Raw genomic sequence first — 15080 nt, 5'->3', positions numbered from 1 at the left:
GCTCGTACGGTGAGGGCATGAGGGGGATCGATTACGTACGGGGGGACGCCACCGCGCCGGGCGGCAAGGGCGTCAGGATCGTCGCGCACGTCTGCAACGACCTGGGCGGCTGGGGCAAGGGCTTCGTCCGGGCCGTCTCGGCCCGCTGGCCGGAGCCGGAGGCGGCCTACCGGCGCTGGCACCGCGAGCGCCCGGGCAGCGGCTTCGGGCTCGGCGCGGCGCAGTTCGTCCAGGTCGGGCCGTATCTCTGGGTGGCCAATCTGGTGGGGCAGCGGGGGATTCGCACGAGCCGGAGCGCCGGGGCGCCCGTGCGGTACGAGGCGATCGACACGGCGCTCGGCCCGCTCGGCGACAAGGCGCTGGAGCTGGGCGCCTCCGTGCACATGCCCCGGATCGGCTGCGGGCTCGCGGGCGGCTCCTGGGAGCGGGTCGAGCCGTTGATAGCCCGGCGCCTGGTGGCGCGCGGGATCGCGGTCACGGTCTACGACTTCGGCGGGTAGGGACCCCGGCGGGGCGCGGCACGGGACCGGCACTAGAGTCGGGCGCCTGTTCGCATGCGGCGGGTGGCCGACAGGGGGAGAAGGGTATGCAGGCGCGACTCAGGGAGAAGGCGGCCGAGCTGGCCGCGGTGCTCTGGAAGGAGCACACCGTCTACCGGGAGCGCGGCGGCGGGGTGGTGATCCGAGGCGAGCACGTCGGGCGCTGGATCAGCCTGGCCCCGACCGGCGGACGGGACCAGGCCCTGGTGCGGGCCGGGCGGATCCTGGACGGCGGGACGACCGCCCCGGCACGCCTGGAGGCGGTCGTCGACCTGACGGCCGGGACGTCCGAGCTGGCGGCGGTCTGCCGGCGCCTGCTCGCCGAGACGGCCGCCGACCCCGGCCCGGCGCGAGGGGCGCGCCCGGACCGCCCCGCCCGCCGGGCCGCCCGGAAGACGGCCCGGCGGACGAGGGCGCCGCGCGCCCGGCGGAGCCGGCACACCGGCCTCGGCTCCTGGATCGCGCTGCTCTGCGTCGCCGGGGTCGTGGCCCTCTGGGCGTACAGCGTCTTCGGGACCCTGTACTAGGGGATGTAGGGGATGTAGGGGATGTAGGGGATAAGGGGGCCGGGGTGGGGGTCAGTCCGCCGCGTACGCCGTCACCGGGTAGTGGTCGGACAGGTTGCTGTACGTGTAGCTCTTGCCCCAGCTCGTGACGGTCCAGGGCGCGCTCCGCTCCAGGACCACGTTGTTCGTCCAGCCCGCCGGGCGGGCGTTGCCGGCGCGGAAGAGGACGTAGTCCAGGTCCTCGCGCGGGTCGGTCGGGTAGCGGTCGTTCGCGATCGAGTTCTGGGCCGTGTCGAAGGAGTACGGGTGCCCGGTGCGGGCGTCCGCGCCGACCAGGTCCGCGTCGGCGAGCATCGTGGCGTACTCCGGCGTGCGCGAGTCCACGTTCATGTCGCCGGCCACGATGACCTGCTCGTTCGCGGGGATGTTCTTCGCGTCGAGGAAGGCGTCGATGTTCTTGAACTGCCGGCTGCGCATCTGCGCCGCCTCGCCCGCCGAGCAGCCCGGGTCGGTGGACTGCGCGTGGGTGCCGACGACGTGCACCCTGGTGCCGTTCACGTCGAGCACCGCGTAGACGAATCCCTTGTTCGACCACCAGTCGGCGCCGCACGCGTCCTTGTAGACGTACTGCTCCTTGCGGATCACCGGCCACTTGCTGAGGAGGGTCACCCCGCCGTCCTCGGGGGTGGTGGCGGAGTAGGCCCCGCCGGTGGCGTCCCAGCCCGACTTCGAGCGGCCGACGACGGGCGTCTGGTACGGGTACCGCGCGGCGGCGTTCGCCTTGAGGGCGTCGGAGGACGAGTTGTCGAAGGCCTCCTGGAGGACGACGACGTCGTTGCCCTGGAAGAAGGGGGCGGCCGGGATGGCGGCGGCCCGGTGGTCCTGGCCCCAGTTCGGGTAGAGGTTCTTCGACATCAGGAAGGTGTTGTACGTCAGCACCTTCAGGCGCGGCGTCGTCGCGGCCTGGTCGGCGGCGGGGGCGGCCGAGGCGGCCGGGGCGAGCGCGGCGAGACCGGCGGCGGCGAGCACGACGGAGAGGGCTGCGCCCGTGACGCGGCGGTGCGAGCGGAACGGCACTGGGAACTCCCGTGAAATGATGGGGGGTTGGAGGACCGGCGCCGCACATCAAAGCAGCCGTAGTTACCTTCCGGTAGCCATTGGGTGCCGCGAATCTTGCGCGGCTCGCACGAACATGCCAACTCTCGGATATTTGTCCGAATAGTCGCTTTCGCGACCAGGTAAGATGCGCCCATGACCCTCGCGCAGAACTCGCAGATCTTCAACACGGACCTCGGTCCGCTCAACCCGGTGTGGGCCGAGCTCATCATCGGCTTCGTGGTCTTCGGCGTCACCTTCCTCATCATCGCCAAGGGAATCCTTCCGAAGATCAACCGCACGCTCGCCGAGCGTGAGGACGCCATCGACGGCGGCACCGAGCGCGCCGACGACCTGCGCACCGAGGCCGCCTCCATCCGCGAGCAGTACGAGGCCGAGCTCGCCGAGGCCCGCCACGACGCCGCCCGCATCCGCTCCCAGGCCACCGAGGAGGGTGCCGCCGCCATCGCCGCCGCCCGCGCCGAGGGTCTGCGCGAGCGCGAGACGATCCTGGCCGCCGGCTCCGAGAAGATCGCCGCCGAGCGTGCCGCCGCCGAGCGCGAGCTCACCGCCGACGTCGACGCCTGGGCCCACGCCCTGGCCGGCCGCATCGTCGGCGAGCCGGTCGGCGCCGACCGCTGACGCGCCACGCGCCCGCCCGTATGGGGCCGCCTCCCGGGCCCACCGCCCGGGACGCGGCCCCGCGTCATATCCGGACACCCGGCCGCGCCCGGCGCCGCCGCCCCGTCGCGGCCGGGCGGCCCGGGTGAGCGAGAACGAGAGGAACCACCCGTGACGGACCGCACCGACCCGGGCCCGGAAGCCCCCACGGGACCCGCGGCTCCGCCGGACACCGCCACCCCCGCGCGACGGCCCCGTCCCGCCGACCCCCTCCCGCCGCCCGTCGGCGGCGTCCTGTGGAGCGTCGCCGGAGACGTCCGCGCCCTGCTCATGCTGCCCGCCGCGCTCACCATGCAGGTCGCCCACCCCGCCATCGGCGCCGGCGTCGACGCCCACTCCGTCTTCCGCACCGACCCCTGGGGCCGCGGCGAGCGCTCCCTGCGCTCGCTCCAGCTGTGGATCTACGGCGGGGAGGCCGCCGCCGAGGAGGGCCGCAGGCTCCGGACGCTGCACAAGGAGATCCAGGGCACCGACGCCCACGGGCGCCGCTACCACGCGCTGACCCCGGCCTACTACGCCTGGGTCCACGCCACCGGCTACCCCGTCTACCGGCACGGCCTGCGCTACCTCGCCCGCCCCCTCACCGAGGCCCAGGACCGCGCCCTCTACACCGAGTGGCTGCGGGTCGGCCGGATCCTCGGCATCCACGACCGGGACATGCCGGGGACCATCGAGGAGTTCTGGCCCTACTACCGCCGGGTCCTCGCCGAGGAGCTGGAGGCCACCGTCGTCGTCCGCGAGCTCCTCGCCACCGACCAGCCCGTACCGGCCCCCGACCGGGGCCCGCTCCCCGTACGCCTCGCCCTGAAGGCGCTCTGGCCGCTGCTGCGGCGCCCGTTCCTGCGGGTCCGGGCCTTCCTCACCGTCGGCCTCATGCCGCCGGACGCGCGCGCGGCGATCGGCCTGGAGTGGACCGGGGCCCAGGAGCGGCGGCTGCGCCGGCTCGCCCGGGTCGTCCGGGCCGTGGTGCCCGTCCTCCCCGAGCGGCTCCGCTACCTGCCGCTCGCCCGCGAGGCGCGCCGCGCCGCGCGGACCGGGGTCAGCGGGACGGCGGCCCGTTCCGGGCGATGACCTCCCGGTACCAGCGGAAGCTGTCCTTCGGCGTGCGGCGGCCGGTCGGGAAGTCCACATGGACGATCCCGAACCGGCGCCCGTACCCGTGGGCCCACTCGAAGTTGTCGAGCAGCGACCACACGAAGTAGCCGCGCAGGTCCACCCCGTCGGCCAGCGCCCGTCCCGCCGCCTCCAGGTGCGCCGCCAGGTAGGCCACCCGCTCCGGGTCGTGGACCGCGCCCTCGGGGTCCGCGTAGTCGTCGTACGCGGCCCCGTTCTCCGTGATCAGCAGCGGTACGCCCGGCAGCTCGTCCCGCAGCCGGACCAGCAGCCCGTACAGCCCCTCCGCGTCCACCGGCCAGTCCATCGCGGTGCGCGGCCCCGGCAGCGGCACGAAGCGCACGTGCCCGGCGGCGCCCGCCCACGGGGACGGCGCGGCCGAGGAGCCCGCGGCGACGACGGCGGGGGAGTAGTAGTTCACCCCCAGCGAGTCGATCGGGGCGGCGATGGCCGTGAGATCGCCGTCGTGGACGAAGGACCAGTCCGTGAGCGGGGCGGTGTCGGCCACCAGGTCGGCCGGCAGCCGCCCGTGGAAGACCGGCTCCAGGAAGATCCGGTTGCCGACCGCGTCGATCCGGCGCACCGCGTCCCGGTCCTCCGGCGCGTCCGACGCGGGCCGCAGCGCGTGCAGGTTGAGCGTCAGCGACACCTCGGCCGAGGCGGGCAGCGCGGCCCGCAGCGCCCGCACGCCCAGGCCGTGCGCCAGATTCAGGTGGTGCGCGGCGCGCAGCGCGGCCCGGTCGTCGGTCCGGCCCGGGGCGTGCTCCCCGGAGCCGTAGCCGAGGAAGGCCGCGCACCACGGCTCGTTGAGCGTGGTCCAGGTGCCGATCCGGTCGCCCAGCGCCTCGGCCGCGCGCCCCGCGTACTCCGCGAAGCGCTCCGCCGTCGCGCGCTCCGGCCAGCCGCCCGCGTCCTCCAGCTCCTGCGGCAGGTCCCAGTGGTACAGCGTGGCGACCGGCCGGATCCCGGCGTCGAGCAGTTCGTCGGCCAGCCGCCGGTAGAAGTCGAGGCCCTTCTGCGACACCGGGCCCCGGCCGCCCGGCAGCACCCGCGACCAGGAGAGCGAGAAGCGGTAGTCGGTGAGGCCGAGCTCCCGCATCAGGGCGACGTCCTCGCGCGAGCGGTGGTAGTGGTCGGTGGCGGTGTCGCCGGTGTCGCCGTTGCGCACCTTGCCCGGGGTGCGGCTGAAGGTGTCCCAGATCGACGGGGTGCGGCCGTCCTCGGCCGCCGCCCCCTCGACCTGGTAGGCGGCGGTGGCCGAACCCCAGCGGAAGCCGGCAGGGAAATGAGCGTTCATGAGAGGAAAACTCCCGGTATCGGAGAAAGGGCACGGAAGACGGCCCGCGCGGCGCAGTCCGGCCGGCCGGTCCGACCGGTCCGGCCCCGGGCCCGGTCGCCCCGGGGCCGGGCGCGACCGGCCCCGGGGCGCGGCCCGGACGGCTCAGCCCTTGACGGCGCCCCGCATGACCCCGCCGACGATCTGCCGGCCGAGCAGCCCGAAGACCAGCAGGACGGGGAGGGTGCCGAGCAGGGTGCCCGCCATGACGACGGACTGGTCGTGGACGTAGCCGCCGCCGAGCTGGCGCAGCGCGACCTGCACGGTCGGCTCCTGCGAGGAGAGCGCGACGATCGGCCAGAAGAAGTCGTTCCAGGCGCTCATGAAGGTGAGCAGCCCGAGCACGGCCATCCCGGGGCGGGCCACCGGCACCACGATCGACCAGAAGATCCGGGCCGAGGAGGCCCCGTCCGTCCGGGCCGCCTCGATCAGCTCGTCCGGCAGCGCCCGCACCAGGAACTGGCGCATGAAGAAGACCCCGAAGGCGGACACCAGCCCCGGCAGGATCACCGACTGGAGCCGGTTCACCCAGCCCAGCTCGGCGATCAGCATGAAGAGCGGGATCACGCCGAGCTGTGGCGGGATCATCATCGTGCCCACGGTGAGCGCGAGCAGTGCCCCCCGGCCCCGGAAGCGCAGCTTGGCGAAGGCGAAGCCGGCCAGGGTGCAGCAGAGCACGGTGCCGACGGTGATCGAGCCGGACACCAGCAGCGAGTTGAGCAGCGCCTTGCCGATGTCGGCCTCTTCGAGGACGGCCCGGATGTTGGGGATGAGGTCCGGTCCCGGGAGCAGGCTGGGCGGGACCTTCGCCAGGTCGGCGTTGGAGCGGGTGGCGGCGACCAGGGTCCAGTAGAACGGGAAGGCCGAGACCAGGACGGCGAGGGCGAGCACGGCGTACGTGACGGGGCCGGCGCGGCGGCCGGTCCGGGCGCTCACGCCGCCACCCCCGCCGAGCCGTTCGGGCCCGCCGAGCCCGTGGCCCGCGCGGACGCGTCCCGCCGGGAGCGGCGCCGGGTGAGGAGCGCGTGCGCCCCGACGAGCAGCAGGATCAGCAGGAACATCAGCCAGGCCACCGCCGCCGCCCGGCCGAGGTGGAAGAAGCCCCAGCCCTGCTCGTACAGATAGAGCCCGAGCGTCTGGTACTGGTGCGAGATCCCGCCCGACACGGAGCCCTGGTAGAGCAGCGGTTCGCCGAAGAGCTGGGTCGCGCCGATCGTCGAGACGACCACGGTGAACACGATCGTCGGCCGCAGCCCCGGCAGGGTGACGTGGACGAACTGGCGCAGCCGCGAGGCCCCGTCCACCTCGGCCGCCTCGTACAGCTCGTCGGGGATCGACTGCATCCCCGCCAGGTAGATGAGCGCGTTGTAGCCGGTCCAGCGCCAGACGACGATCGAGGAGACCGCCGCCTGCGAGGCGAAGGTGCCGTCCTGCCAGTCGACCGGGCCCACCCCGGCCAGCGAGAGCAGGTAGTTGACCAGCCCGAAGTCGCGCCCGAAGAGCTGGGCGAAGACGAGGGTGGCGGCGGCGACGGAGGTCGCGTACGGCAGCAGCATCGCGGTGCGGAAGAAGGTCCGGCCGCGCAGCCGGTAGTGGAGCAGATGGGCGAGCCCGAGCGCCATCAGGAGCTGCGGGACCGTGGACAGGACCCCGATGACGACGGTGTTGCGCACCGCCCCCCAGAAGAACGCGTCGGTGAGCAGGGCCGTGTAGTTGCCGAGCCCGCGCCACTCCATCGTGCCGGGCGTCTGGAGTTCGACGCGGTGGAGGGAGACGAAGGCGGTGTAGAGCAGCGGGAAGAGCCCGAAGGCGGCGAAGAGGGTGAAGAACGGCGCGAGGAAGGTGTACGGGGACACGGTGCGCCACAACCGGGTGAGGCTCACGGGGCGGGCCCTTCGGAGGGGTGGGGCCGGGGGAGGGAGAGGGAGAGGGAGAGGGAGAGCGGGGCGGGAGTGCCGGCGCGGGTCCGGCGCCCGCCCCTCCCCGGTCAGCCGATCGCGTTCTCGACGCCCTTCCGGGCGTGGGACCAGGCCTCGTCCGGGGCGGTGCCCTTGCGTTCCACCTCGCTCAGGGCGTTGGTGATCTGGTCGGCCACGTTCTTGTCGTGGACGCCGAGCACCTGCACCGGTGCCGCCTTCGCCGCCTCGCCGAAGATGCGGCCGATCGGGGCGCCCGAGAAGTACGGGTCGGTGGCGTCCGCGATCTGGGCGATGGCCCCGGTGGACGAGGGGAAGTTGCCCCGCTCGCGGAAGAGGCGGGCCTGCTGGGCGGGTGCGGTGAGCCAGCTGACCAGCTCGTACGCCTCCTTCTTGTGCTTCGCCGCGCGCGGTACGGCGAGGAAGGAGCCGCCCCAGTTCCCGGCGCCGCCGGGGAGCCGGGCGATGTCCCAGGTGCCCTTGCCCGCCTCGCCCGCCTGCCCCTTGATGTAGCCGAGCATCCAGGCGGGGCAGGGCAGGGTGGCGAAGGAGCCGGCGGCGAAGGCCTGGTTCCACTGCGGCGACCACTGGTCGAGCTTGGCGCTGAGCCCGTCCCCGGCGGCCCGCACGGCGGTGTCCCAGGCGTGCCGCACCGGCGGGTTGTCCGCGTAGATCAGCGTGCCGGAGGCGTCGTAGTAACGCTCCTTCTCCTGGCCGACCATGACGGTGTAGAGGCTGCCGACGCTGTCGATCCAGGCGCTCTTGCCGGGCGCCTTCGCCCGGTACTGCCGGCCGAGCTCCAGATAGCCCTCCCAGGTGGACCAGCGCGAGGCCAGTTCGGTGCGGTCGGTGGGCAGTCCGGCCTTCGCGAAGAGGTCCTTCCGGTAGCACATCGCCTCGGGGCCGATGTCGGTGCCGAGGCCGAGGACCGCGCCGTCCGGTGCGCTCGCGGCGGCCCAGGTGGCGCTCGCGAAGCCGTCCTTGAGCTTCTCCGCGCCGTATTTCCGCAGGTCCTCGAAGCGGTCGCCCTGCTGCTGGGTGACGGAGGCGATCCGGCCCACCTCGACCGCCTGCACGTCGGCGAGCCCGCCGCCGCCCGCGAGCCGGGTCTGGAGCGACTTCCAGTAGTCCTGCTCGTCCTCGGTGTCGGTCTGCTTGACGGTGATCCCGGGGTGGGCCTTCTCGTACTCGGCGTAGAGCCCGGCCTCCTGATAGCCGAAGGAGCCGAAGAGGTCGACGGTGACGACGGTCTTCCCGCCCGCCGCCCCGGCTCCCGCGCCGCCCCCGCCGGGCGAGCACCCGGCGACCAGCGCCCCGACGAGTAGGGCCGCGGCGGCGGCTCGGACAGTGCGCATAGGGGCCTCCCTTGGCTCCTGGCTGCCGATCGCCCATTGAGAGCGCTCTCAGAACCTGCGTGAGGAGCGTGCCGTCCTTGCCGGGTTCACGTCAAGGGGTCCGGCGTGGGATCACGCCGAGGCGCGCCGCACCAGCTCCGTCGGGGTGATCAGGGCCCCGGCCCGCTCGCCCTCCAGCGTCCGCATGAGCTGCCGCACCATCAGGCGCCCCATTCCCTCGATGTCCTGACGGACCGTCGTCAGCGGCGGCGCGGTCGTCTCGGCCACCGCCGGCATGTCGTCGAAGCCGACCACCGCCACGTCGTCCGGCACCCGCGCGCCCCGCTCCCGCAGCACCTCCAGCGCGCCCGCCGCCATCAGGTCGTTGGCCGCGAAGACCGCGTCGAGGCGGTGGCCGCGTTCGAGCAGCGCGGCCATCGCCCGCGCGCCGCTCGCGCGCGTGAAGTCGCCGTCCACCACCAGCTCCCGTCCCGCGTCCGGGAGTTCGTCGTAGTAGCCGTGGAGTCGGTCCAGCGCCGAGGTCTGGTCGCGGGGGCCCGCGATGTGGGCGATCCGCTCCCGCCCGAGCGCCCGCAGATGGCGCACCGCCGCCCGTGCGCCGCCCCGGTTGTCGCAGTCGACGTACGGCACCTCGGGCCGCCCGTCCGGGCCGGTCCAGCCGGGGCGCCCGCCGAAGACGGTGGGGACCCCGGCGCGCCGGATGATCGCGGGCAGTTCGTCGTCGTCGTGCAGCGAGAAGGCGAGCGCGCCGTCCACGTGCCCGCCGCCCAGATAGCGCGCGATCCGCTCGTGGTCGCCGCTGTCCTCCACCCACAGCAGCACCAACTGAGCGTCGAAAGAGGTCAGTTCGCGGCTGATGCCGCGCACCTGACGCTCGAAGAAGGGGTCCGAGAAGATCCGGAACTCCGGCTCCGCGATGATCACGGCGACGGCCCCGTTGCGCCGGGTCACCAGCGTGCGCGCGGCGTGGTTCGGCACGTAGCCCAGCTCGTCGACGGCCTTGCGGACCTTCTCCACCAGGGCGTCCCGCACGCCCGCGCCGCCGTTCACCACACGCGAGACCGTCGCCCGGGACACGCCCGCCCGCGCGGCGACCTCTTCCAGGGTGGGGCGCCCACCGGGCACGGTTTCGCTCAAGGCCGGCTCCTCGGGGCGTCGCGGCGGTCGGTGCTGACGCCACGAGGGTAACCGCTCGGCCCGGGGCCGGGCGGGCCGCCCGGGAAAGCGCTCTCGGGGTACGACGCGCCCGCCGGGCCCGCCCCGTCGGCGAGGGGGCGGGCCCGGCGGGCGTCGCGTGCGGTCCCCGGGCCGGGGCCCGGCCCGGGTGTCCTGCCCGGGGACCGCGGCTCGGGGACCGGGGCTCAGTGCCGGTCGTTCTCGTGGATCGTGTCGGTCTCCGCGATCTTCTTCCACGACTTCGGCGCCACCGGCTTCACCGTCGCGGTCTTCGCCGCGCCCTTCGCCGTACGGGCCGGCGCCGCCGAGGGCGCCTTCAGGCCCGCCTCGGCCGCCGCCGGGGCGGCGGGCTTCACCGGCTGGTAGAGCCAGGTGTCGAAGAGGCCCGCCAGCGGCTTGCGCGTGACCTTCTCCGCGTACTTCACGAAGTCCGAGACCTTCGCGTTGCCGTAGGCGTACTGCTGCGGCCAGCCCTTGAGGACGGCGAAGAACGCCTCGTCGCCGACCTCGTTGCGCAGCGCCTGCAGCGCCAGCGCGCCCCGGTCGTAGACGGCGATGTCGAACTGCGCGTCCGGGCCCGGGTCGCCCGGCTTCACGGTCCAGAACGGGTCGTCCGCCGCGCGCGTCTGGTACACGTAGTCGGCGAGCTCCTGGGCCGTGCCCTCGCCCTCCTTCTCCGACCACAGCCACTGGCTGTAGCGGGCGAAGCCCTCGTTGATCCAGATGTCCTTCCAGTCGGCGACCGAGACGCTGTCGCCGTACCACTGGTGGGCCAGCTCGTGCACGACCACCGAGACGTTCGCCCCGTTGGCGAACTGGCGCGGGCTGTAGAACGGCCGGGTCTGCGTCTCCAGCGCGAAGCCGCTGGTCACGTTCGGCACGTAGCCGCCAAGGGAGTTGAACGGGTACGGGCCGAAGACCGACTCCAGCCACTCCGCGACCTCGGTGGTCCGCTCGATGGAGGCGCGGGCCGCCCCGGCGTTCGCGCCCAGGTCCTTGCTGTACGCGTTCAGGACCGGCAGGCCGTTCGCCGTCTTGTCGGTGGTGATGTCGAACCTGCCGACCGCCAGCGTCGCCAGGTACGTCGCCTGCGGCTTGTCCGAGCGCCAGTTGAAGCGCGTCCAGCCCAGCTTCGAGGACTGCGACTGCAGCACGCCGTTGCTGATCGCCTGGTGGCCGTCCGGCACCGACACCGACACGTCGAAGGTCGCCTTGTCCAGCGGGTGGTCGTTGGACGGGAACCACCAGACGGCCGAATCCGGCTCCTGCGCGGCGACGCCGCCGTCCGGCGTACGGGCCCAGGCCGACCAGCCGCCTATCTTCACCTCGGACGGCTTGCCCGCGTAACGGACCACGATCGAGACGGACTTGTTCTTCTCCAGCGGCGCGGCCGGAGTCACCACCAGCTCGTGGTCGCCGGCCGTGGTGAACGTCGCGACCCGGCCGTTCACCCGCACCTCGCTGACCTTCAGGCCGAGGTCGAGGTTGAAGCGGGACAGGTTCTGCTTGGTGGTGGCGATCAGGGTCGCCGTGCCCTCCAGCAGGTCGGTCGCGGGCTGGTACTTCAGCCGCAGGTCGTAGTGCGACACGTCGTAACCGCCGTTGCCGCTGGCGGGGTAGTAGGAGTCGCCGATGCCCGGGGCGCCGGGAGTGCCGCTTTCCCCGGGGGATACCCCCGGAACCCCGGCGGCGGCCGATGCCGGGATCGCCAGCAGGAAGCCGGCCGCGAGGGCGCTGGGAACGATGATTCTGCGGTGCACGGGTGCTCCCCAAGTGATGAGAACGGTAAGACGCATGGGTGGTCGTCGGTCCTTAGCGAGACTATTCAGCCCGCCGACGCCCCGTCACGTCCAGAGCACCCCCTGTCACATGATCGCCATTCGGCCGACACGAACCCCCCGCACCGGATGTCCCGGTCGGCACTCTTTTGCTGGGCGGGCGCCCGGGGTACGTTCCGCCCCATGCCGATACGTGCGCGGAGAACCCGCGGAGCCCGTCTGTCGTGCGGAACCCTGGCCGTCGCCGCCACGGCGGCCCTGCTGGCCGCCTTCGCCCCGGCCGCCGGAGCGCAGCCGGCCGGTGCCCAACGGGCGGCGGACCGAACGGCCCTGGCCCGACCGGCCGACCTCGCCGGACCGGCCGACCTCGCCGACCCGGCCGCCGCCCGGCCCGGCGGCGGCGTCCGGGAGTCCGCGCCCGTCTTCTCCTACGCCGACGCCGTCCGCGAGTCCGTCTGGGTCGACACCGGCCTCGACGGGGACGCCGACGGACGCACCGACCGGGTCGCCGTGGACATCGTCCGCCCCCGCGAACCCGCCGCGGCCGGCCGGAAGATCCCGGTCGTCATGGACGCCAGCCCGTACTACGCCTGCTGCGGCCGGGGCAACGAGAGCCAGCGCAAGACCTACGACGCGGACGGCAACCCCGTCCAGTTCCCGCTCTACTACGACAACTACTTCGTCCCCCGCGGCTACGCCTTCGTCGCCGTCGACCTCGCCGGCACCAGCCGCTCCGACGGCTGCGACGACGTCGGCGGGCGCTCCGACGTGCTCTCCGCCAAGGCCGTCGTCGACTGGCTGAACGGACGCGCCCGCGGCTACACCAGCCGCACCGGCGCCGAACGCGCCCGCGCCACCGGCTGGTCCACCGGGAACGTCGGCATGATCGGCAAGAGCTGGGACGGCACCGTCGCCAACGGCGTGGCCGCCACCGGCGTCGAGGGCCTGCGCACCATCGTCCCGATCGGCGCGATCTCCTCCTGGTACGACTACTTCCACTCCCAGGGCGCCCCGCTCTACGACGCCAACCCCAGCTGGCTCTCCGACTACGTCAACAGCCCGGACGCCAGCGCGCGTTGCGCCGCCGTCCAGGACCGGATCACCCGGGCCACCCCGTACACCGGTGACTGGACCCCCGCCTGGAGCGAGCGGAACTACGTCGCCGACGCCCGCAAGGTCAAGGCCAGTGTCTTCGTCGTGCACGGCCAGCAGGACCTCAACGTGCGCGCCAACCAGTTCGGCCAGTGGTGGGACGCCCTCGCCGCCCACGGCGTCGAGCGCAAGATCTGGCTCTCCCAGACCGGCCACGTCGACCCCTTCGACTTCCGCCGCGCCGACTGGGTCCGCACCCTGCACCGCTGGTTCGACCACTACCTCCTCGGCTACGACAACGGCATCGACCGCGAGCCCATGGCCGACGTCGAGCGCGCCCCCGACCGCTGGACCACCGACCGCGCCTGGCCCGCCCCCGGCACCGCCGCCACCGTGCTGCGCCCCGCCGCCGGCACCGCCCCCGGCGTCGGCGTCCTCGACCGCGACCGCGCCCCGCGCGGGAGCACCGAGACCTTCACCGACGACCCGGCCCTCAGCGAGCTGGACTGGGCCGCCGACATCGACCGCACCACCCCCGCCAAGGCAGGCTTCAGCACCGGACCGCTCGGCCGCGACCTGCGGATCTCCGGCTCCTCCACGGTCACCGTCACCGCCACCCCGACGACGTCGACCGCCCACCTCAGCGCCGTCCTCGTCGACCTCGGCCCCGCCACCATCCGCGCCTACAACGCGTCCGGCGAAGGCATCACCACCCTCACCGGCCGCAGCTGCTGGGGCGCGAGCACCCCCGGCGACAGCGCCTGCTTCAAGGACACCGAGGCCCGCACCGCCGACGTCGGCTACACCGTCGTCAGCCGGGGCTGGGCCGACCTCGGCACCTGGGCCGACCCGGGCCGTGGCCGCCCGCTCACCCCCGGCCGGGCGTACGAGATCACCCTGAAGCTCGCCCCCACCGACCACGTCGTCCCCGCCGGGCACCGGCTCGCGCTCATCGTCGCGGGCACCGACAAGGACCTCCTCGACCCGCCGTCCACCCGCCCGACCGTCACCCTCGATCTGTCCCGCACCTGGGCGCGGGTCCCGCTGGTGGGCGGCGCGCGGGCCTTCGACCGGGCCACCGCCGGTGACCCGGCCCGCCGCGCGGGCGTTCAGCCCGGTGACGTCCCGGCCGGCCGCGCCGCACCCGCGCGCACCGGCGCCCCGATCCCCGGCGAGGCCCGATGACCCGAACCGTCCGTACCCGCCGGCGCGCGCTCACCCTCGCGGTGGGCGCCGCCCTCGCCCTGCCGCTGCTCGCCACCCCCACGGAGGCGGCGGGCGGCGGGGCCCCACCGCCGCCCCCGCGGACCGGCTTCGAGACCAGCGACGGCGCCCGCTGGACCACCGAGGCCGAGGAGGCCGCCTTCCTCGCCGCCGTGGACCGGGCCGCGCCGCGCCTCACGGTCCGTGAGATCGGCACCACCCGGCAGCACCGCCCGATCCGCCTCGCCGCCCTCGGCACCGGCCCCACCACCGTGCTCCTCGTCTGCTCCCAGCACGGCGACGAGCCCGCGGGCCGCGAGACCTGCCTGAGCACCCTGCGGGACCTGGCGTACGACGAGTCCGCCGCGACCCGGCGCCTCCTGGCCCGGACGACCCTGCTCGTCGTGCCCAACGCCAACCCCGACGGCCGCGAGGCCGACACCCGGGGCAACGCCGACGGGGTGGACATCAACCGCGACCACCTCGCCCTGCGCACCGCCGAGACCCGGGCGCTCGCCGCCGTGCTGCGCGACCGGCGGCCCGAACTCGTCTACGACCTGCACGAGTACGGGGCCACCCCGCCGTACTACGACAAGGACCTGCTGGCCCTGTGGCCGCGCAACCTCAACACCGACCCGCGCGTCCACGCCGAGTCCCGCACCCTCTCCGAGGCGTACGTGCGCCCGGCCGGGGCGCGCGCGGGATTCGGCACCGGCCTCTACGGCATCTGGACCGACCCGCTCACCGGCGAGCCGATCAAGCAGGTCGCGGGCGACGGCCAGGAGCGCATCCTGCGCAACACGGCCGGGCTCAAGCACGCCGTGGGCCTCCTCGTGGAGACCCGCGAGGACGCCCGCGACCAGGCCGAACGGGACGACCCGGCGCTGAACCACCGCCGCCGGGTGGCCACCCAGAAGGCGGCGCTCAAGGGCCTGTTCGACTACGCGGGCGCCCGCCGGGGCCCCCTCGCCGAGGCCACCGCCCGGGCCCGCGCCGCCGGCTACGCCGACCGGGGCCCGATCCTGCTCGGCGGCGCCGACAACGACCCGGCCGAACCGTCCGAGATCCTCCGCGACCCGCCCTGCGGCTACCGGCTGACGGCCGAGCGGTACGCGGAGCACAAGGACGAACTGGCCCTGCACGGCCTGGTCGTCAGGGAGCGCGGGGACGGCACCGCACTCGTCCCGCTCCGCCAGCCCCAGCGCGCCCTGGCCGCCCTGCTGCTCGACCCCAGGGCCGCGTACCCGCTGACACCGGGGGAGCCGCTGGAGACCTGCTGAGACCGGGGCG

The 15080-nt window shown here is 74.2% G+C and carries 13 protein-coding genes; 6 read left to right on the top strand and 7 right to left on the bottom strand.

Translation table 11 applies throughout. The features are described 5' to 3' along the window. Window positions 1–17: 17 nt before the first annotated feature. A complete protein-coding gene (locus ACZ6J5_RS11580) occupies window positions 18–500 on the top strand; it encodes a macro domain-containing protein (protein WP_469390216.1) in 483 nt (160 codons plus the stop codon). An 86-nt stretch (window positions 501–586) separates the two neighbouring features. After that, the gene (locus tag ACZ6J5_RS11575) at window positions 587–1066 is read left to right on the top strand and encodes a hypothetical protein (RefSeq protein WP_469390214.1); all 480 of its coding nucleotides are present in this window, start codon (window positions 587–589) and stop codon (window positions 1064–1066) included. Window positions 1067–1117: 51 nt separating this feature from the next. On the opposite strand, the gene sph is transcribed toward ACZ6J5_RS11575, so the two are convergent. Further along, window positions 1118–2122 (bottom strand): sphingomyelin phosphodiesterase, encoded by a 1005-nt coding sequence (sph, locus tag ACZ6J5_RS11570; protein ID WP_469390212.1) that lies wholly within the window; start codon window positions 2120–2122, stop codon window positions 1118–1120. Window positions 2123–2296: 174 nt separating this feature from the next. Between sph and ACZ6J5_RS11565 the strand changes: the two genes are divergently transcribed. Together ACZ6J5_RS11565 and ACZ6J5_RS11560 are read left to right on the top strand one after the other, a co-directional pair. Beyond that, a complete protein-coding gene (locus ACZ6J5_RS11565) occupies window positions 2297–2782 on the top strand; it encodes a F0F1 ATP synthase subunit B family protein (RefSeq protein ID WP_469390210.1) in 486 nt (161 codons plus the stop codon). A gap of 150 nt (window positions 2783–2932) precedes the next feature. After that, window positions 2933–3892, top strand: a complete 960-nt coding sequence (locus tag ACZ6J5_RS11560; protein ID WP_469390208.1) for an oxygenase MpaB family protein — start codon at window positions 2933–2935, stop codon at window positions 3890–3892. On the opposite strand, the gene ACZ6J5_RS11555 is transcribed toward ACZ6J5_RS11560, so the two are convergent. The 6 genes from ACZ6J5_RS11555 to ACZ6J5_RS11530 all read right to left on the bottom strand — a co-directional run bounded on the left by ACZ6J5_RS11555 (window position 3861) and on the right by ACZ6J5_RS11530 (window position 11477). Continuing rightward, complete coding sequence (locus ACZ6J5_RS11555; protein ID WP_469390206.1) at window positions 3861–5231, bottom strand: GH1 family beta-glucosidase; 1371 nt, start codon at window positions 5229–5231, stop codon at window positions 3861–3863. The two genes, ACZ6J5_RS11560 and ACZ6J5_RS11555, sit on opposite strands and share 32 nt — an antisense overlap. A 144-nt stretch (window positions 5232–5375) precedes the next feature. After that, the gene (locus ACZ6J5_RS11550) at window positions 5376–6206 is read right to left on the bottom strand and encodes a carbohydrate ABC transporter permease (protein WP_469390204.1); all 831 of its coding nucleotides are present in this window, start codon (window positions 6204–6206) and stop codon (window positions 5376–5378) included. Beyond that, window positions 6203–7261 (bottom strand): carbohydrate ABC transporter permease, encoded by a 1059-nt coding sequence (locus tag ACZ6J5_RS11545; RefSeq protein WP_469390531.1) that lies wholly within the window; start codon window positions 7259–7261, stop codon window positions 6203–6205. Before ACZ6J5_RS11545 ends, ACZ6J5_RS11550 begins: the two co-directional genes overlap by 4 nt. Continuing rightward, entirely contained in the window at window positions 7258–8541 is a 1284-nt protein-coding gene (locus ACZ6J5_RS11540; RefSeq protein WP_469390202.1) for an ABC transporter substrate-binding protein, read from the bottom strand. Before ACZ6J5_RS11540 ends, ACZ6J5_RS11545 begins: the two co-directional genes overlap by 4 nt. Before the next feature lie 111 nt (window positions 8542–8652). Beyond that, window positions 8653–9678, bottom strand: a complete 1026-nt coding sequence (locus ACZ6J5_RS11535; RefSeq protein WP_469390200.1) for a LacI family DNA-binding transcriptional regulator — start codon at window positions 9676–9678, stop codon at window positions 8653–8655. Between the two features lie 224 nt (window positions 9679–9902). Continuing rightward, on the bottom strand, window positions 9903–11477 hold the full coding sequence (locus ACZ6J5_RS11530; RefSeq protein ID WP_469390198.1) for a M1 family metallopeptidase: 1575 nt from the start codon (window positions 11475–11477) through the stop codon (window positions 9903–9905). Between the two features lie 201 nt (window positions 11478–11678). Between ACZ6J5_RS11530 and ACZ6J5_RS11525 the strand changes: the two genes are divergently transcribed. Both ACZ6J5_RS11525 and ACZ6J5_RS11520 read left to right on the top strand, forming a co-directional pair. After that, complete coding sequence (locus tag ACZ6J5_RS11525; protein ID WP_469390196.1) at window positions 11679–13772, top strand: Xaa-Pro dipeptidyl-peptidase; 2094 nt, start codon at window positions 11679–11681, stop codon at window positions 13770–13772. Then, the gene (locus ACZ6J5_RS11520; protein WP_469390194.1) at window positions 13769–15070 is read left to right on the top strand and encodes a M14 family metallopeptidase; all 1302 of its coding nucleotides are present in this window, start codon (window positions 13769–13771) and stop codon (window positions 15068–15070) included. Before ACZ6J5_RS11525 ends, ACZ6J5_RS11520 begins: the two co-directional genes overlap by 4 nt. Window positions 15071–15080 lie beyond the last annotated feature (10 nt).

It is taken from the genome of Streptomyces sp. NPDC042100, from assembly GCF_055582325.1.
This window is presented reverse-complemented; position numbering and strand designations above follow the sequence as displayed.

Excerpts from the sequence above, each read along its gene's own strand:
- ACZ6J5_RS11580 (WP_469390216.1), top strand. The coding sequence starts at position 18 with ATGAGGGGGATCGATTACGTACGGGGGGACGCCACCGCGCCGGGCGGC.
- ACZ6J5_RS11575 (WP_469390214.1), top strand. The coding sequence starts at position 587 with ATGCAGGCGCGACTCAGGGAGAAGGCGGCCGAGCTGGCCGCGGTGCTC.
- ACZ6J5_RS11565 (WP_469390210.1), top strand. The coding sequence starts at position 2,297 with ATGACCCTCGCGCAGAACTCGCAGATCTTCAACACGGACCTCGGTCCG.
- ACZ6J5_RS11555 (WP_469390206.1), bottom strand. The coding sequence starts at position 5,231 with ATGAACGCTCATTTCCCTGCCGGCTTCCGCTGGGGTTCGGCCACCGCC.
- ACZ6J5_RS11540 (WP_469390202.1), bottom strand. The coding sequence starts at position 8,541 with ATGCGCACTGTCCGAGCCGCCGCCGCGGCCCTACTCGTCGGGGCGCTG.
- ACZ6J5_RS11525 (WP_469390196.1), top strand. The coding sequence starts at position 11,679 with ATGCCGATACGTGCGCGGAGAACCCGCGGAGCCCGTCTGTCGTGCGGA.
- ACZ6J5_RS11520 (WP_469390194.1), top strand. The coding sequence starts at position 13,769 with ATGACCCGAACCGTCCGTACCCGCCGGCGCGCGCTCACCCTCGCGGTG.